The following is a 17803-nucleotide window of genomic DNA, read 5'->3' on the forward strand; positions in this document are numbered from 1 at the left end:
TTCCCGGGTTCTTCGGAGTCTCGGAGGGGGGCCGGGCCTACGCGGTGACGTCCGTGTCGCCCGGACCGGCCAGGCCCTTCCGGCGCCGTACGACGAAGACCGTGCCCGCACCGGCCACCACCGCGGCTCCCGCGGCGAGGCCGATCGCCGGGAGCGCGGACGACGAGCCGGTCTCGGCGAGGTGGCCGCCGCCCTGCGGGCCGGGGCCGCCGGTGGTGGCGGAACCCCCCGTGCCACCGCCGGGCGTGGCGCTGCGGCTGGGCTCGGCCGAGCCGCTCGGCTCGCTCGGCTTGCTCGGCTGGGTGCTCGGGGACTGCGTGGGCTTCGTGCCCGCGGGCAGGATGGTGAAGTCGTACCAGGTTTCCTTGGACGAACCGCAGGAGCCGTCGCGGTTGCGGTAGTCGGCGGCGGCGAACATGTACCCGGCGCCGGTCTCGGCGGTCTTGACCACGCGGGTGCGCAGCTGGAGCGTCACGGTGCTGTGCGCGCCGATGGCGAAGGAGCCGTACAGGTCCTGGGGTCCCGCGTCGTGGAAGGTCTTCCACCGCCCTGTTCTGGCGTCGCGGTACTCGGTGTCCAGTTCCCAGTACGGCCGGTCGACGTCTTCGGCGGAGGCCACGTACAGGAAGGGCTGGACCTCCCCCAGGGCCTTGCCGGTGGTGTTGGTGAGCGTCATGGTGAAGGGGGACCAGGTGCCGCCGGCGGCCAGCCGGGCCGGCACCCCGTGGACGGCCACGCGCAACTGGTCGGACTCGAACGCGCAGGACTGGCCGTCGGGATCATCGGCTTCCGCGTCCGCGCCGGCGGCGCTGCCCGTGCCGGCGGTCCGTTCGGAGGTCCCGGTCGTCTTCCGCGGCTTCCCCGAGGTGTCCCCGTCGCGGGATGCCGGGTCACCGGTCTTGGTCTCGTCCGGGGTGCCCGTTCCGCCGCCGTTCGTCGTGGCATCCGCCGGCGGCTGGGCCGGTTTCGCGGGATCGGGCGTGCCGGGCGTGCGGGGGCCGGTGTCGGTCACCGGCTCCGTGGCGAACGCGGCGGCGGGGGCGGCCAGTACGGCGGCGGGCGCTATCACGGCGGCCGCGGCGGCGGCCGTCAGGGCGCGGCGGAACTTCATCCGGCAGACCTTTCGGTTCCCGAGTGCCGCCTGGGCGGCACCGGTTGGCGTGCGTCGGTACGGGCCGTGTGCGACCCGCGGAGCGCGTGGGTGCGCACGCGGACCAGGTCCGTACGCGCACACCCGTGCTCGTACGTGACCCCTCGCGCCGCGAAAAAGTTGCACACTCCAGTCACTTGAGCGGCGAACGGAGTCGGTTGCGCCGGGTTGACGAACGTGCGGCGCCGAGGTGAATCCGGCGGTGTCTGCGCGTCGCCCGGCGCGGGTGCGGGAAGCGACGGAGGGTGGCACGCACCCCCTCGCGGCAGGGATCCGGACCGCGGCAGCCGCCCGCCCGGGCGGTACCGGCCGCCCCCGACGCCGTACTGCGCGAGGAGGGCAAACTCCGCCGGCACCTCGGGTTCGCCGCCCTGACGGCGGTGGGCTTCAGCGACATCGTCGGCTCCGGCTGGCTGTTCGGCGCGATGTACGCGGCCCGGACCGCCGGTCCGCTGTCCGTGCTGTCCTGGCTGGCCGCCGGGGCGCTGGCCATGCTCGTCGCGCTGGTCCTGGTGGACCTCGCGGCCCGGATGCCGGAGGCGGGCGGTACGGTGCGCTGGCCGCTGTACGCCAACGGCCCGCTGGTCGCCGGGGTGATCGGCTGGGCGGTGCTGCTCTCGGTGGGCGCGGCCGCGGCCGAGGTCACCGCGACCGTGCAGTACCTGACCCGCTGGTTCCCGGGACTGCACACGGACGGCCGGCCGAGCCTGTCCGGGGTGGCCGTCGCGTTCGTCCTCACCGGCGTGTTCGCGGGCCTCAACTGGTTCGGGGTACGGCTGTTCACCCGGGTGAACTACGCGCTCACCGTGGTCAAGACGGTCATCCCCGTGCTGACCGTGGTCCTGCTGCTGGCCTCCGGTCTCCACCCGCACCGGCTCACCGACCACGGCGGCTTCGCCCCCTACGGCTGGTCCGCGGGCCTGGCCGCGCTGTCCGCGGGCGGGCTCGTCTACGCCGTCAACGGCTTCCAGTCACCGGTCGACCTGGCCGGCGAGGCCCGTGATCCGCGCCGGCACCTGCGGCCCGCCGTGCTGACCGCCATCGCGCTGGCCGTCCTGCTCTACACGGGCCTCCAGCTCGCCTTCCTCTTCGCCGTCCCCGACAGCGCCCTCGCCGACGGCTGGCGAGGCATCGACTTCACCTCGCCGTTCGGCCAGCTGGCCCTGCTGGCCAACCTGCACTGGCTGGCCCTGCTGCTGTACGCCGACGCCGTCGTCTCACCCGGCGGCGCCACCTTCATCGGGCTCGGGATCAGCGCCCGGCGCACCTACGCCCTCGCCAAGAACGGCCTGCTGCCCCGCTGGTTCCTCGGCGTGCACACCGGCTCCGGCATCCCGCGCCGCGCCCTCGCCCTGAACGCCTCGGTGATGGCGGTCTACCTGCTGCCGTTCGGCACCTGGCAGGACGTCGTCGGCACCCTCGGCAACCTCTTCCTGCTCGTGTACGCCACCTCCGCCGTCGCCGCCGCCGTCCTGCGTCCCCCGGGGGAGCCGGGCGGCGCGATGCGCTGGATCCCGCCGGTGAGCTTCCTCGCGGCCACCCTGTTCGTGTACTGGTCCACCTGGCACCGGCTGCACCTGACCCTGCCGCTGGCGCTGGCCGGAGTGCCGCTGTCCTGGCTGCTCCGCTCCGGCCGGGACGGCTTCCCCGCGCGCCGGGAACTGCTCCGGGAACTGCGCGACGGGGCCTGGCTGCCGGTCTGGCTGACCGGACTGCTGTGCTGCTCCGCGCTCGGCGCCTCCGGCGGCCTGGGACTGCTCCGGGCGCCCTACGACACCCTCGCCGTGCTGTCGTTCGCCGCGGCGGTGTTCGCCTGGGCGGTGCGGTCCGGCCGGCGCCATGTGGCCGGGGCCGGTCACGGCGTGGCTCAGCGGGGAGGCTGACGGTGTTTCCGCCATCCTGTCGGCATGCGGAGCTGTCCGGATCCGGGGTGCCGGGGCCGTCGGGGACTGTCCGGGCGGCGCCGCGGTCCCTACGGTGGGGAGGCACCCGCCGCCGTGCCGTGGGCCGACCGGTCCCGGTCCCGGGAAGGAGAACGGCCGTATGACATCCACTTCCAGGGGCGCCGACGGTACGCCGGAGGACCCCGCTGCCAGGGCTGCCGCCGGAGCGGACCTGCTCGACGCGGCGCGCCGGCTGGCTCCCGAGGCGATCGCCCTGCGCCGCGCCCTGCACCGGGGCCCGGAGACGGCCCTGGACCTGCCGGCCACCCAGCGCCTGATCCTGGACGCGCTCGACGGCCTCGGCCTGGACATCCGTACCGGGCGCGCCCTGTCCTCCGTGACCGCGACCCTCACCGGGGCGGCCGACGGGCCGACGATCCTGCTGCGCGCGGACATGGACGCGCTGCCGGTCACCGAGGACACCGGGCTGCCGTTCGCCTCGCGCGGCCCCGGGCTGATGCACGCCTGCGGGCACGACGTCCACATGGCGATGCTGGTGGGCGCGGCGCGGCTGCTCGCCGGAAGGCGCGCGACGCTCCCCGGGCGCGTGGTGTTCATGTTCCAGCCCGGCGAGGAGGGCCACCACGGAGCCCGCCTCATGATCGAGGAAGGGGTGCTGGAGGCGTCCGGCAGCCGGGCCGGCGCCGCCTTCGCCCTGCACGTGAACCCGAACATGCCGGCCGGCGAGGTGCTGCTGCGGCCGGGACCGCAACTGGCGGCCTCCGACCGGTTCCGGGTCGTGGTCCGGGGCCGCGGCGGGCACGCCTCGGCGCCCCACACCACCTGCGACCCGGTGCCGGTGGCCTGCGAGATCGTGCTCGCCCTGCAGAGCGCGGTCACCCGGGGCGTGGCCGCCGACGACAGCGCCGTGCTCAGCGTGACCCGGCTGACGGCGGGCACCGCGACCGGCGTCATCCCCGACACCGCCGAACTCTCCGGTACCCTGCGCACGTTGTCCGAGCCGACCCGGCGACGGCTGCACGAGGCGATCACCCGGGTCGCCCACGGGGTGGCCGCCGCGCACGGGGCCACGGCGGAGGCGACCGTCGTCACCGGCTACCCGGTCTCCGTCAACGACCCCGGCATGACCGCCCTCGTCCGGCGCGCCGCCGCCGACGCGCTCGGAGACGAGGCGGTGCGCGTGCTGCCCGCCCCGCAGATGACGGCGGAGGACTTCTCCTACGTGCTGCGGGCCGTCCCCGGCGCCATGGCCTTCCTCGGCGCCTGCCCGCCCGGCGTCGCCCCGCACGAGGCCCCGTCGCTGCACTCGCCCCGCATGACCGTCGACGAGGACGTGATCGCCACCGGCATCGCCTGCGAGGCCGCGGTGGCCCTCGCCTTCCTGGCCGGCGGCGGGCGCCTGGACGGTTGACCCCGGGGCGGGCGCGGTTCCGGTTCCGGCGGGATCTTCTCGCCGCCGTACCTCGCCGCCACCCTGACCTTCACGGTGGTGATGTTCCTGACCGGGTTCGCCGCCCTGGCCGTGGTGCCCACCCTGCCGACGGCGGCCCGCGACCTGGACGGCGTGTCCCTGTTCCCCGTCGTGGCCGGCTGCTTCGTCGCCGCCGGTCTGTTCGGCGGGGTGCTCGGCGGGCACTGGGCGGACCGGTCGGGCGCCCGGCGGCCCCTCGCGCTCGGCATGGTCCTGTCGGTGGTCACCCTGCTGGTGTCCGCGTCCAGCGTCTCCGTCTGGCAGCTCGCCGCCGGCCGGTTCGTGGACGGTCTGGCCGCGGGCCTGGTCGCGGTGTCGGTGACCACCGCCGTCGGCCAGGCCTACCCCGAGCACCTGCGGCCCCGGATGCTCGCGCTGCTGAGCGCCGGCTGGGTCCTGCCGTCCCTGCTCGGCCCGCCGCTGGCCGGGCTGGTCGTCCAGTGGTGGTCCTGGCGCGCGGTCTTCTACGGCCTGGCCGTGCTGACCGCGCTGCCCGCCGTGGCCCTGGTCCTCGTCCTGCGCCGGCCCGCCCCGCACCCGGGGAGCGGACCGGACGGAGCCGGTGAAGTCCCCGTCGGGCGGCCACCGTTGCTGGTCGCGGCCCTGCTCAGCGCGGGAGCGGCGCTCGGGCAGTACGGGGCCTCCGGGTGGGATCCGCGCCATCTGGCCGCGGTCGCCGCCGGTGTCGTCTTGCTCGCCGTCTTCGCGCCCCGGCTGCTGCCGCGCGGGACCTGGCGCGGGGCCCGGGGGCTGCCGGTCACGGTGCTGCTGCGCGGGCTGACCTCCGGCACCTACTTCGCCGTGGAGGCGCTGGTGCCGCTGATGCTGATCACCGAGCGGCAGGTCGACGCGGTCGTGGTCGGCGCCGCGTTCACCGCGTCCGCGGTGCTGTGGGCCGCCGCCTCGTGGGTGCAGGGCAGGGTGCTCCAGCACGTGGCCCGGCACCGGCTGGTCACGGCCGGTGCCCTGGTCATGGCCGTCGCCGTGGCCCTCGCGGTGGCCGGCTGCTCCGGCGGCCCGCCCGCGGTCACGGCCGCGGCGGCCATGCCGCTGTCCGCCGTCGGCATGGGGCTGCTCGACCCCTGCGTCACCGTGCTCTCCCTCAAGCACAGCCCCCCGCACCGGCAGGGCCACACCACCAGCGCCCTCCAGACCAACATGAACCTCGGCCAGGTCGTCGTGCTCGCACTGGCTTCCGCCGTCCTCAACGCCTGTCTCGCCGCCGGCGCCGGCCCGCTCGGCGGCTACCGGGCGGCCTTCGCGCTGCTGCTCCTGCCGCCCCTGCTGGTCGCCGTGCTCGCGGCGCGCACCCGGGCGATCGACTAGGGGAGAACGGCCTCGGGCGGTGGCCGAACGGGCACGCGCGGCCGTAACGATGCCATGAAGTGGGCTCGTTCAGGCGTGAACCGGTCGCGTCCTGGGCACGGACCCCCTACCGGCGCGCCGAACCGGGCGGTGCCGGCAGGAGGAGGGCGTCATGGACCGTCGGATCCGGGTACGTGTCAGCCGGCGGCCCGCCGCGCCGCGCGGGCAGGAGATCGACCGCAGGACTCCTTCGGGGCGTGTGCTGCCGTACTGACCCGGCGGACCGCGGCGGCCAGCGCGGAGCGCAGCGGCTCCGGCGGCGGGGTGCCGTCCGGTGCGGCGCTCGCCGTGACCGCCGCCGCGACCTGCCGCAGCTTGGTGTTGGTCCGCTGGGAGGCCTCCCGCAGGATCTCCCACGCCTGGTCGGGTGTGCAGGCGTGGGCCGCCATCAGGATGCCCCGGGCCTGGTCGATGACCGGGCGGGAGTCGATCGCGTGCCGCAGCTGCGCGATCTCCAGGCGCAGTACGTCCAGTTGCTCGGCGCGTTCCCGGGCCACCGCCGAGGCCGCGCGGTCGCGCAGACCGGCGGGCGGTGCGCCGCCGAGCGGGTCCACCGGGTCCAGGCCGGTCAGCTCCAGCACCCGGCGCGGCTGCCCGCGCCAGCCGGTGGCGGCGACCGGCACGTTCCACCGGCGGCCGTACTCGCGCAGCGTGTCCAGGGCCGTCAGCCCGGCCGTGTCCAGGAAGGTCACCTCGCCGGCGTCCAGCTCGACCCGGCCGATGCCCGGCGGCAGCGCGGCCAGGACCTCCGCGAGGGTGTCCGCGCAGCCGAGGACCAGCTCGCCGCGGGCGCGGAGGAGGGCCCGGCCGCCCTCCGCGCGGACGCCGACGGTCAGGGGTGCCCCTCGCCCGTCCCGCGGTGCGCGTGCCGCCGTGGTCATGTCTCCCCTCCCGGTCCACCGATCCTCCGTCGCCCCTCGCCTGCCCTCCGCGAGCCGCCCTACACCCATCGGTCCGCCCCGCGCACCACGGAGCACCGCTCGCACCCGCCGACGTCCGCCGCGCGGACCGGGTGCCGGGCCCGCCCGTTCCACCGACCCCCACCCCCGCCCACCGGCTCTCACTCGCGCCCGCCCGGCCCGCCCGCCGCGCGTGAGCCGTGCTCGGTCGGGGGCGGGGAGGGCGCATACTGGGACGCTGTGTATCCGTGCGACTGGGAGATGGCATGAGCGCACCCGAGCCGACCCGGCTGTTGCCGACGGCCGTCGTGCCGAAGCAGGCGGCGCCGCGGCTCGACGTGTACCCGCTGACCGGGCGGAGCGGATTCCGCGCGGTGGGCGAGGTGATCCTGCCCACGCGGGACAAATGGGAGCGCGCATTGGAGCGGGTCGCGCGTGAGGCCGAGGACGTCGGGGGCGAAGACGTGTACTACTTGGAGCTTTCCGCGGTGACCTTCGTCGACGTGGCGGGCGCCGGCGCGCTGGCGGACACCGCCAAGCGCCTGGACGGCCGCCGCCGGCTGGTGCTGGACCGGCCACCGGATTCCCTGTCGCGGACACTCGGGCTGCTGTGGCCCGATCTCGCGGGGATCGAGGTGTCGACGTCATGACCACGGCGACCCACCCCCTGGAACCGTTCGTCCACCCCGCGCTGTTCTACGCCGACACCCACCAGTACCTGGCCGGCACCGTGCCCTTCATCCGCGAGGGGCTGGCGGCGGGCGAGCCGGTCGCGGTCGCCGTGCCGGGGGAGAACCTGGCGCTGATCCAGGACGCCCTGGGCGCCGACGGCGACGACGTACGGTGGCTGGACATGCGTGACGCCGGCCGCAACCCCGGCCGGATCATCCCCGGCGTGCTGCGCGCCTTCGCCGACGCCCAGGCCCCCGGCCGGCGGGTCCGCATCATCGGCGAGCCGATCTGGGCGGGCCGCAGCACGGCCGAGTACCCGGCCTGCGCCCAGCACGAGGCGCTGATCAACGCGGCGTTCCAAGGCCGCGAGGTCACCATCCTGTGCCCCTACGACACCTCCCGCCTCGACGAACGGGTGCTGGCCGACGCCCACGCCACCCACCCGGTCGTCATCCCGGCCGGTTCCGCCGCCGAGGTGGTCAGCGCGGCGTACGACCCCGACGGCGTCGTGGACCGCTACAACCAGCCGTTGCCGCCCGCCCCCGCCCCCGGCGCCGGTCCGGAGGTGTTCGGCACCGTCTTCACCGAGGACGCCCTCTCCGCCGTCCGGCGTCTGGCCACCGACCACGGTGCCCGGCTCGGCCTGACCGGTATCGCCCTGGAGAACCTGGCACTGATCACCGCCGAGCTGACCACGAACAGCGTGGTGCACGGCGGCGGCACGGGCACGCTGACGGTGTGGCCGCAGGACGGGTACGTGCTGTGCGAGGTCCGCGACAAGGGCCGCCTCGCCGACCCGCTGGCCGGCCGCCGGCCGCCCGCCCGCGACCAGCGCGGCGGACGCGGGCTGCTGCTGGTCAACCTGCTGTCCGACCTGGTACGCGTGCACACCGGACAGGAGGGCACGACCATCCGCTCCTACCTGCGCCGTTGAGCGAGGACGGGCGGCGGTGACGGGGGCGGGGGGCCGCGCCGTCCGGCCGCCCGCGCTCACGCCGCCAGCGGATTCAGCTGGAGCGGCTCGATCCGCCCCTCCAGCATCGCCCCCAGCCCCTGTGCCGCGCACACGTCCGGGCGCTCGGCGATGTGCACCGGCATCCCCGTGGCCCGCCGCAGCATCTGGTCGAAGCCGGGCAGCAGGGCCGAGCCGCCGACCATCACGATCCCCCGGTCGGCGAGGTCGGCGACCAGGTCGGGCGGGCAGTCGCGCAGCACCTTCCCGATGCCGTCCAGGACGGCCGTCAGCGGCGTCTGGATCGCGTCCCGCACGGCCGCGGTGTCCACGCGCACGCTGCGGGCCAGCCCCGTGGCCACGTCCCGGCCGTGGATCTCGGCCGACGCCGGGCCGTGCGGGGTCAGACCGTTCCCGGACAGCGCCAGGTGCAGCGGCCGTACCGACTGGGTGGGCAGCACCAGTTCGTGCGCGTGCCGCAGGTGCTGCACGATCGCGTGGTCCACGGCCTCACCGCCCACCGGGATCCGCTCGGCGGCGACGATGGAGCCCAGCGAGAGCACCGCGACCTGGGTCGCCGCCGCCCCGCACACCATGATCATGGTGGCCTCCGGCCGCTCCACCGGCAGCCCGCAGCCCACCGCGGCGGCGATCAGCGTGTCCACCAGCTCCACCCGGCGGGCTCCCAGCCCGACCAGCGTCTCGACGGTCGCCCGCTGGGCCAGCGGGTCGGCGCCGTGCGGGGCGCAGGCCGCCGCCCGCAGCCGGGGCTTGCGGCGCAGCATGCGGTGCGTCTTGTCGCCCAGCAGGTGCCGCAACATGCGCTGGGCCATCTCGATGTCGACCACCGTGCCGCCGCTGACGGGCCGGACGACCTTGATGTAGTCGGGGGTGCGGCCCGTCATCTGCTCCGCGAACTCGCCGACGGCGATGAGCGCGCCGCTGCGGGTGTTCACGGCGGCGGCCGAGGGCTGGTCCACGACCAGCCCGGCGCCCTTCACGTACACCCGGGTACGCGCCGCGCCCAGGTCGACGGCGAAGTGGCAGCGGCGCAACTGCTCCAGGCTGACGGTCACGGCGGATCCTCCCGAGTGCGCGGGCCTTGCGGTGCCCGACTGTTCGGCGGGCCCACTGGCATCCTGACGCGCGGCCGGGAGCGGACGCCCGCTGGGCACGGCCGGGCGGGGTGCCGCCGAACGGGCGTAATTCCCGGCCGCATCGGTGTGTCGGCGGGCCACGGCGCCTGTCGGCAGGTCACGGCGCCTGCCGGCGGGTCACAGCGCGCGGGCGGCGTCCAGCAGCGGCTCCAGGGAGGAGACGGTGACCTCGCTGCCCTCCCCGCGCAGCCGCCGCCGGCCGGCCGCGGTGGGCGCGTAGCCGATGAAGCGGACGCCGAGCTGCTGGGCGGCGGTGAGTTCGGCGACCGAGGAGCTGATCAGCACGCCGCCGCGGGGAGGCGTGCCGACGGAGTCCAGCGCGCGCAGCAGGCAGTCGGGGTGCGGGGTGAGCAGGCCGAGGTCGTCGCGGCGGCCGTGGACGCCCGCCAGCGGCAGCCGGTAGGGCAGCAGACAGTGGTGGACGGCCGCGGTGGACACGTCAGTGACCACGCTGACCCGGCGCCCGGACCGGTGCAGGGCGCGGACCAGCGCCAGGGAGCGGTGCGTCATGGGGGCGTCGGGGACGGCGGCCAGTTCCAGCTCGTCGAGGCGGGCCTGGAGCAGCGGGCCGAGCCGGTCGTGCGCGAAGGCGCGCAGCAGGTCCAGCGGATGGGCGAACGCCTCCCGCCCGGCGGTGCTCGCGGTGGGCAGCGGCCGGCCCGACAGCGCGTCCTGCGGATCGCGGTGGTGGGCCGCCACGGACAGCAGGTCGAGCACCGCCTCCCGCGCCGAGTGCGTCGTGAACAGCCGCGTCAGCGGCCCCTCGAAGCCGACCAGCACCGTCTCGGCGTCGCCGAGGAGCGTGGCCAGCCGCCGCCGGGACGGCACGGGCGGCTCGGCCGCCGGGGCCGGCGCCCACTCGGGCACCAGCTGCACGGTGTACGACACCGCCAGCCCCGGCACCGGCCAGTCGGCCACCCCGGTGTTCACCGCCCGCTGGGCCGCGCCCGCCCGGCGCAGCGGATGGCGGCGGGTGATCGGGGCCGCCATGGCGCACAGGTGCCGCAGCAGCAGCCCGGGGATGCCGGTGGCCTCGGCGCGGACGAAGGCGACCGGGTCGGCCACCCGCCAGGTCAGCAGCACCGCGGCCTGGAAGGCACCCTTGCCGGAACTGGGCAGGGACACGATCCGGCGGATCTCGTGCGGGGTGAGGTCGACCGAGTAGTACGTCTCCGGGCGGGGCGGACGTGTGCCGTAGGGCTGGATCGGGTCGAGCAGGGTCAGCGGGCCGTCGGGCCGGGTGTGCACGACGGCCGTGCGGCCCGGGGTGGGGACGCCCAGCTCGCGCAGGTCGGCCGTGATGAACGGGCCCTGCACCAGGTCGCGTTCACCGGGTTCGGCGGCCTTCGGGCCGAGCAGGCAGTACCAGGCGGCCGGTGGGCTGTCCGGGGCGCCGTCGGCGAACAGCGGCCTGAACCGCCGGGCCCGCTGGGCGGCGGAGCTGGCGGCGAACTCGTCGTACAGGGCGGGCGGTACGACGACTGTCACGTCCGCGGCCGTCTCCGGCGGCGGCACGGGCAGCCGTCCGAACGTCACCGTGAGCCGGGGCGGATCGCTCAGCCGGGTGAGTGCGTACGGGAGTTCGCGCAGCACGGCGACGAGGACGGGCAGCAGATAGGCGCCGGGTCCGGTGCGCACCAGGTAGCCGTCCGGGCGGACGGTCACCTCGTACTGGCGGGGGCTGACCATTCCGCGCGCGAGGATCTCGTGCACCGTGGCTTCGAGGGTGACCCGGGCCTCCGGGCGCCCGGTCAGGTCGTCGGCCGTGAAATGGATGCCGGAGTGGTCGGCTGGGGGTTCCTCCTCGGCCAGGGCCGTGAGGGTGCGGCGCAGCGCCTCCAGGTCGGCCCGGGCGGCCTCGGCGGCCGGGCCCGGGACCCCCTGCAACGGCTCGCCCCGCCACAACGCCAGCGCGTCGGCGGCCAGTCGGCGACCGCGCTCCGGGTCACCGGCGGCCCGGGCCCGTTCGGCCTCGGCGGCCAGTCGGCGGGCACGGAAGACGTCGACGTTGTCCCGGGCGGACGGCTGCGGGAGCCGGAGCGCGTAGGCGGCGTACTCGGTGGTGAGGTAGGCGGCGTGCTCGCTGGTGAGGCCTCCGGGGCCGAGGAGCCGGCGGATGCCGGTGAGGAGCGCGTCCAGCCGGCCGGTGGTGGCGTGGGCGGGCGGGCCGCCGAAGACCCCGGTGGCCAGTTCGTCCCGGGTGACGGGCCGGCCGTCGCGCAGCAGCAGCATGCACAGGACGGCCTGCTCGTACGGGTCGTCCAGCGGGCGCGGGCGGCCGTCGAGCGTCACCTGGAGCGGGCCGAGCAGGGAGAAGCCGGCGGTCCTCAGGCGGCGGAGGCCGTCGGCGCCGCGCAGTCGCCGCTCCGGGTCGTCGGACAGCAGTGCGGACACGGTCGCGTCCGCCTCCGCGGCGAGCGCGTCGCCGCCGTGGCGGCACAGGTCGCGCACGAGGTGCCCGAGCGCCCGCAGATTGTCCGCGCGGTCCTCCTCGGCGACCGGCGCGCTGTCCGTGCAGGTCAGCACCGGTCCGTCCGCGGTGAGGACCACCGCGGACGGCTCCAGCCTCCCGCGCGGGCCGTCCTGCGCGTGCAGGGCGAGCACCGCGTCGGCGAGCCGGGCGAGCAGGGCGCGGAGCTCGTCGGCGGGCAGCCGGCCGGTGGGGTCCGCCAGGTGCTCCTGGAGGGTCGGGCCGGGGACGAACGCCCGTACCAGGTACGGCACTCCGTCCTCGACGCCGTGGTCCCGGACCGGCGCGATCCCGGGGTGGCGCAGCGCGCCGAGGGCCCGGCCCAGCTCCAGGAAAGCGGTCGAGTCCCGCGTGCCCGGATAGGTGTTCACGACGACTGGGGCGCCCCCTTCCCGGGTGTCCTCCGCCAGCCGGCCCGTGCGCTCCCCGATGCCCGTGCCCTCCACCGGTCGCAGCAGCCGGTACCGCCCCGCGAACAACTCCCCGGTGCCGTCCGCCGACGAGGACCCGGTGCCGTCCGCCGACAGGCGCCGCGCGCTGTCCTCGTGAACGAGGGCGAACGGATCATCCTCCACGGCCGTCCCCGCGCCCCGCGCGGACGGCACCGACGCGCGGAACTCGCCCGGCGCCCGGCCCGCCCTGCGGTCGATCAACCCGCCGATGCGGTCCAGCAGTTCGGTGGTGCGGTGGCGCTCGGTGCGGGGCAGGCCGAGCAGCAGCAGCTCGCGGACGCCGTCCCGGAACGCGTAACAGCCGGGCGGGCCGCCGGGCACGGCGGTGAGCATGCCGCTGAGGATGACCTCGGCCAGGTGCCGGGGCCGCGGGTCCGGTTCGACGGCGGCCTGGACCAGGCGCATCACCGGCAGGTCGGGGCGCCCCACCGCGAGGTGCCCGGCCAGCCGTACCGCCTCCGGCGAGGCGGTCGCCCGGAACCGCAGCACCAGTTCCTCGGCGTCGAGCCGTCCGACGTCCGTGCGGTCCTCGGCGTCCACCGGCAGCGGACGGCCCAGCTCGGCGACCGCGGCGGGGAACTCCGCGCCGCCCGGTGTGGCCAGCAGCCCGGCCCAGTGCGCCAGCCACCGGGGCTCCGGCTCCAGCACGGGCAGCGGCACGGTGCCGCCCGGCCGGGCCCGCTCGTCCGGTCCGGGCTCGGCGGACCGGTCGTACGGCGTGAACGTGAGCGCCGCCGAGGGGGCCGCGGGGTACGGGGCCGACAGGCTGCCGGGCCCCGCGGGCAGGGCCGTGTCCCGCCACAGGTGTTCCGGCAGCGGATTCACGACGGCCAGCGGCATCCGGCGCGCCCAGCGGTGCAGGGTGGTGTACCAGCGCTCCCCGGCGGGGCCCTCCCGCCACTGCGGGCCCATGCAGTCGCTGATCAGGAGGGTGACGGTACGGCCGTCGGCGGGCGCGGGCACGCCGGGGCCGCGCACCCGGCCGTCGGCGTCCGCCTGGTACAGGCCGATGGTGCGGAACGCGCCCGACTCGCCCAGCACCGTGTGCAGTTCACGTACGAGGGGACGCCAGACCGGCATGGTCGGCCCGGCGTCGTACACCAGGTTCAGCCGCAGCCAGCGCTCCCGGGCGGGGCGCAGTACCGGCAGCCACCACGCGGGGTCGGCGCCCAGCCGGGCGATGCGGTCGGCGGTCGCCCGCTCGTCCAGCTCCCGGCCCACGGGGGCGTCGGTGCGGCGGGCCAGGGGGCGCAGCGCGCGGTGCAGTGCGAGGCGGTGGCGCAGCATCGGCGGCGCCGGGGCGAGGAGCGTGGCGTGCGGCCGGGCCGCCGCCGGGGTGGGCCGCCGGGCGGGCAGGTGCAGGGGCACCCGGGCGGGGGCGGGCGGTGGCTCGGGGGCCGGTGGCGGTGGCGCGGGCGCGGGTGCGGGTGGGGACGGCGGTGTCCGTTCCGCCGCCTCCAGCCCCTCGGCCTCCGGTCCCTCGGCCCCCAGCCCCTCGGCCTCCGGCTCTCCGGTCTCCGGCCCGGTGGCGTCGGCCCCCTGCACGTCGGTGCCGGGCTCCGGTCTCATGTGCCGTGCCAGCCACAGCACCTCGGCCAGTTCCAGCGGGGTCGGGCGCACCCCGTGGGACACCCGGGCCAGTACCTCGGCCAGGCGGACCACGGGATCCGGGGAACGGGTCGGCTCGGAAGACCGAGGAGACTCAGAAGACATCGGACCGCGCGCTCTGCCCCAGGTAGGGCATCAGCTGCTCGGCCAGCCGGTCCAGGGACTCGGCGTCCAGGCCGGCGGAGCGGGCCAGGTAGATCGCGTTCAGCAACTGGTCGGTGGCCAGGTCCCCGGCGCCCGACCGGGACAGGAAACGGTCGATCAGGGTCCGCGCGTACGCGTCGGGCTCGCCCAGGTGGGCGCGGACGATCTCGGCGAGGTGCCGGTCGTCCGGCTGCCTGAGGTGCAGCGTGACACAGCGGCGCAGGAAGGCGGGCGGGAACTCGCGCTCGCCGTTGCTGGTGAGGACGACGAACGGGAAGGCCCGGCAGCGGACCCGGCCGCGCACCACCGGGACCCGCTCGTCGGTGCCGTCGGCCAGCACCTCGGCGACGCCGTCCGGGGTCAGCCGGGAGGCGCGCACCAGCTCGGGGATCTCGTACTGCCCCTCCTCCAGCACGTTCAGCAGGTCGTTGGGCAGGTCGAGGTCGCTCTTGTCGATCTCGTCGATGAGCAGCGCGCGGGGCCGGGCGTAGGGCAGCAGCGCGGTGCCGAGCGGGCCGAGCCGCAGATGGTGCTCGATGCCCGACCCGTCGATGACACCGGCTGTGCCGGCCGCACTGTCCGCCCGCCCCGGTCGAACGACCTCCTGCCGGGCCGCGTACAGCCGGGAGAGCGGGTCGTACTGGTAGAGGCCGTCGTGCAGGGTGCTGCGGCTGGTGATGTTCCAGCGCAGCACCGGCCCGAGCCCGAGCTCCCGGGCGACCGCGTACACCAGCGAGGACTTGCCGGTGCCGGGCGGGCCGGTGACCAGCAGCGGACGGCGCAGGTACAGGGCCGCGTTGACCAGCTCGACGGTCTCCTCGGTGGCCTGGTAGGTCTCGGCGCGGTGGGTGCGGTCGGGGGAGTGGGCGGCGGTGTCGGCGGCGGCGTCCGGCGCCGGGAGCACCGGCCCGCCGTCGAAGTCCCGCCAGGGCGGCGGCGCGGGCAGCTCGGTGATGCCGTCGTGCGGCTCGTTCGCACCGGTGTAGACGGGCCACAGGGGCATGGGCTCTTCTTCTCCGTGGGGGCGGTCGGGTGTCGGTCGGTCAGGCGACGGGCGAGTGCAGGCTCGCGCCGGTCTCGGGGAAGCAGCGCGGGTCGTCCCAGAGCAGCTGGAGGTGGCGCGCCCAGTGCCGCTCGGGATCGTCGGCGGCCTCCGCGGTCAGCCGCAACGACATGACGTGCCGGGGGAGTTCGGCGGGCGGCACGTCGGCGATGGAGGCGGTGAGCCGGTCCAGGAACGCGGTGCCGGGACAGGCCGCGTCCGCGTCCGGGCCACCGGCGCCCGGGAGGCCCCCGTACGGGCAGTCGGCGCCCGCCGGGTCCGCGTGGGGGCCCTGGGCGCCGGGGATGTCCGGGCACGTGCTCCGGGCGTCGAGGGTGTCCGGGTACGGGCTCGTGGCGCGGGGCGAGTTCGTACGCGGGCTCCCGGCACCCGGTGCGTCCGCGTGCGGGCTCGTCACGTCGATCGTGCGTGTCGTTCCGGCGCGGGGCGCCTCCGCGCGTACGGCCCCGGCGCGGGGTGTGTCCGTACGTGCGGTCTCGGCGCGGGACGTGTCCGTACGTGCGGTCTCGGCGCGGGGCGTGTCCTCGTGCACGGCGCAGGGAGTGCCGGTCCGGGGCCACAGCAGGACCGGTACGGGCACGGTGAGGCCGACCTCGAACAGCGGGCGGGCCGCCGTGGGCGGGGCGGCGAAGCCCGCCAGCCGGGCGTCGCCGTCCCACAGCCGCTTGCGCAGGCTCGGCGGGCGCTCCCGGGTGCCGCACTCCACGCGGTGCACCTCGACCCCGCCCCCGGTGTCCAGCTTCTGCCACTTCTTGCGCAACTGGTGGCGCATGCGCCCGCTGTGGTGCCGGGCGCGGTCGGTCACCACCAGGGGGTAGGCGCAGCCCAGCGGCGTACTGTCGTCCGCGCCGCACTCCCAGTGCGCCACCGCCTCGTTGAGCCACTCGCGCGGCAGCACGAACGTCAGCAACTCGTCGGCATCGGGGGCGAGATGGGCGACCGCCTCGTCGATGCGGCTCTGGACGTAGGCCCGTACCCCGGTGCGCGGCAGTCGGCAGGCGCCCACCGGCCGGCGCCGGCCGTCGCGGTACGCGGACACCTCCACGGTCACCTGGTCGGGGCCGGCGCCGCTGTGGTCGATCTCCACGACGACCGGCGACCAGGCGGGCTGGGCCCGCGCGGCCGCCGCGTCCGGCGCCACCCGGTCCGGTAACGCCGGCCGTCCGCCGAGGAGTCCGGTGAGCCGGCCGGTGAACCTCGGCAGCGCGTCCGGGTCCGGGACCTCCCAGCGCACGTAGTCGGCCACCGCCCGCAGGGAGGGGAAGCCGCCCGGGGGCAGCGGCGGCCCGAAGGGGCCCACCGCGTCCAGGTACAGCCGGTTCGGGTCGAGGCCCGTGCCGGGGTCGGCGGCGGCCCGGCGCAGCAGGTCGTACAGCCGCCGCCGGTCGTCGTCCCCGAGGCCCGGTACGGGCACCAGCTCGGCGAGGTCGGGCCAGTACCGGGCCAGCACGTCCAGCGGCAGCATCCGGCCCTTGCGCACCTCGGGCGACGTCCCCAGGGCGGTGGTGACCATGCCCACCACCCTGCCGTCCGGCAGCGTCGCCGCCGCCCCGCTGAAGCCGCCCACGATCGGCTGCCCGTGGCCGTGCCACGTCACCAGTTCCAGCCACTCGCCCGCGATCAACTGCGCCGAGACGGCCTGGAACTCGGCGAGCGTGCCCTCGTCGTAGTACTGGGGGAAGCCGTAGGAGACCAGTTTCGGGTACGGCTCGGTGTACGCGGTCTCGTGCGGGGCGAACCGGGCCGGGGCGAGCGGGACGTCCGCCGCGAGTTCGAGGACGGCCACGTCGCCGGGGTCGGTGTCCCCGCCCGCCCAGCCGCCGTGGGCGACGACCGTGGCGGACAGCTCGCCCAGCTCCCGGGCGTGCGGGAAGCTGACGGTCACCGGGGCCCGGTCGCGCTCGCGGACGACGTGCGCGCAGGTGAGCAGCAGGCGGCCGGTCACCAGGAAACCGGCCCCCACGACGTCGCCGCAGACGATCCGGGCGTGCCAGGCGGCGCCGCGCATCACCGGCTCCCGGGCTCCGGACCGGACGCGCTCTGCCCGGGCACGGCCGGCGCCGGCTCGGCCCGCTCCGGGGACCAGCTGAGCTTGACCACCAGGTGGCCCTCGGCCGACCCCTTGGCGATGATCGCGCCGGCCTCGGCGGACAGCCGTACGCCGAACTCGATCTCCACCGCGTCGGGTCGCAGGCTGCTGTCCCGGAAGACCCGCAGCGCCGCGGACGCCGCCGCCCGTACGTTGTCCAGCGCGCCCTCGAAGGTGCGCGCCGCCTGCGCCGGTCCGTCGCCGCGCGAGACGAGGCGGGCGCCCGATCTGGCGTGGCCGCCGTCCACCACGACGAGTGCGCCGTCCTCGGTCCTGAACTCCACCAGTCCGTCGTCCATGGCGCCGCTCGCTCCCCCTTGTTCGTGCGTGGCTCGTGCAAGGCCCATGGTACGGACGGCGCTTGGCGAGTCACGCCGGTTCACGCGTGTGGCGGGCACACGGTGGGC

General features: G+C 76.3%; 12 protein-coding genes. 5 read left to right on the forward strand and 7 right to left on the reverse strand.

What is annotated here, in order from left to right:
• Nucleotides 1–37 precede the first annotated feature (37 nt).
• Nucleotides 38–1111 carry an LAETG motif-containing sortase-dependent surface protein gene (locus ACSURM_RS24990; RefSeq protein WP_436957990.1) on the reverse strand — a complete coding sequence of 358 codons (1074 nt, stop codon included), beginning with the start codon at nucleotides 1109–1111 and terminating at the stop codon, nucleotides 38–40.
• Between the two features lie 284 nt (nucleotides 1112–1395).
• Between ACSURM_RS24990 and ACSURM_RS24995 the strand changes: the two genes are divergently transcribed.
• The 3 genes from ACSURM_RS24995 (at nucleotide 1396) to ACSURM_RS25005 (ending at nucleotide 5851) form a co-directional block, all read left to right on the forward strand.
• Nucleotides 1396–3033 carry an APC family permease gene (locus ACSURM_RS24995; protein ID WP_436957991.1) on the forward strand — a complete coding sequence of 546 codons (1638 nt, stop codon included), beginning with the start codon at nucleotides 1396–1398 and terminating at the stop codon, nucleotides 3031–3033.
• A gap of 160 nt (nucleotides 3034–3193) precedes the next feature.
• Entirely contained in the window at nucleotides 3194–4465 is a 1272-nt protein-coding gene (locus ACSURM_RS25000) for a M20 metallopeptidase family protein (protein ID WP_436957992.1), read from the forward strand.
• Nucleotides 4466–4546: 81 nt separating this feature from the next.
• Nucleotides 4547–5851 (forward strand): MFS transporter, encoded by a 1305-nt coding sequence (locus ACSURM_RS25005; protein WP_436961179.1) that lies wholly within the window; start codon nucleotides 4547–4549, stop codon nucleotides 5849–5851.
• 176 nt (nucleotides 5852–6027) lie between these two features.
• On the opposite strand, the gene ACSURM_RS25010 is transcribed toward ACSURM_RS25005, so the two are convergent.
• Entirely contained in the window at nucleotides 6028–6771 is a 744-nt protein-coding gene (locus tag ACSURM_RS25010; protein ID WP_436957993.1) for an ANTAR domain-containing response regulator, read from the reverse strand.
• Between the two features lie 284 nt (nucleotides 6772–7055).
• On the opposite strand from ACSURM_RS25010, the gene ACSURM_RS25015 reads away from it, so the two are divergent.
• Both ACSURM_RS25015 and ACSURM_RS25020 read left to right on the forward strand, forming a co-directional pair.
• Nucleotides 7056–7439 carry an STAS domain-containing protein gene (locus ACSURM_RS25015; RefSeq protein WP_436957994.1) on the forward strand — a complete coding sequence of 128 codons (384 nt, stop codon included), beginning with the start codon at nucleotides 7056–7058 and terminating at the stop codon, nucleotides 7437–7439.
• Nucleotides 7436–8395 carry an anti-sigma factor RsbA family regulatory protein gene (locus tag ACSURM_RS25020; RefSeq protein ID WP_436957995.1) on the forward strand — a complete coding sequence of 320 codons (960 nt, stop codon included), beginning with the start codon at nucleotides 7436–7438 and terminating at the stop codon, nucleotides 8393–8395. Before ACSURM_RS25015 ends, ACSURM_RS25020 begins: the two co-directional genes overlap by 4 nt.
• Before the next feature lie 56 nt (nucleotides 8396–8451).
• On the opposite strand, the gene ACSURM_RS25025 is transcribed toward ACSURM_RS25020, so the two are convergent.
• From ACSURM_RS25025 to ACSURM_RS25045, 5 genes are all read right to left on the reverse strand, one after another.
• Nucleotides 8452–9489 carry a rod shape-determining protein gene (locus ACSURM_RS25025; RefSeq protein ID WP_189996832.1) on the reverse strand — a complete coding sequence of 346 codons (1038 nt, stop codon included), beginning with the start codon at nucleotides 9487–9489 and terminating at the stop codon, nucleotides 8452–8454.
• A 198-nt stretch (nucleotides 9490–9687) separates the two neighbouring features.
• The gene (locus tag ACSURM_RS25030; protein ID WP_436957996.1) at nucleotides 9688–14205 is read right to left on the reverse strand and encodes an SAV_2336 N-terminal domain-related protein; all 4518 of its coding nucleotides are present in this window, start codon (nucleotides 14203–14205) and stop codon (nucleotides 9688–9690) included.
• Nucleotides 14195–15247: an AAA family ATPase gene (locus tag ACSURM_RS25035; protein WP_436957997.1), complete on the reverse strand. Its 1053-nt coding sequence runs from the start codon at nucleotides 15245–15247 to the stop codon at nucleotides 14195–14197. Before ACSURM_RS25035 ends, ACSURM_RS25030 begins: the two co-directional genes overlap by 11 nt.
• Nucleotides 15248–15287: 40 nt before the next feature.
• Entirely contained in the window at nucleotides 15288–17315 is a 2028-nt protein-coding gene (locus ACSURM_RS25040) for a trypsin-like peptidase domain-containing protein (protein ID WP_436957998.1), read from the reverse strand.
• Nucleotides 17315–17695: a CU044_2847 family protein gene (locus ACSURM_RS25045; protein ID WP_436957999.1), complete on the reverse strand. Its 381-nt coding sequence runs from the start codon at nucleotides 17693–17695 to the stop codon at nucleotides 17315–17317. Before ACSURM_RS25045 ends, ACSURM_RS25040 begins: the two co-directional genes overlap by 1 nt.
• Nucleotides 17696–17803 lie beyond the last annotated feature (108 nt).

It is taken from the genome of Streptomyces sp. SudanB182_2057 (assembly GCF_964272715.1).
Taxonomy (GTDB): domain Bacteria; phylum Actinomycetota; class Actinomycetes; order Streptomycetales; family Streptomycetaceae; genus Streptomyces; species Streptomyces rubradiris.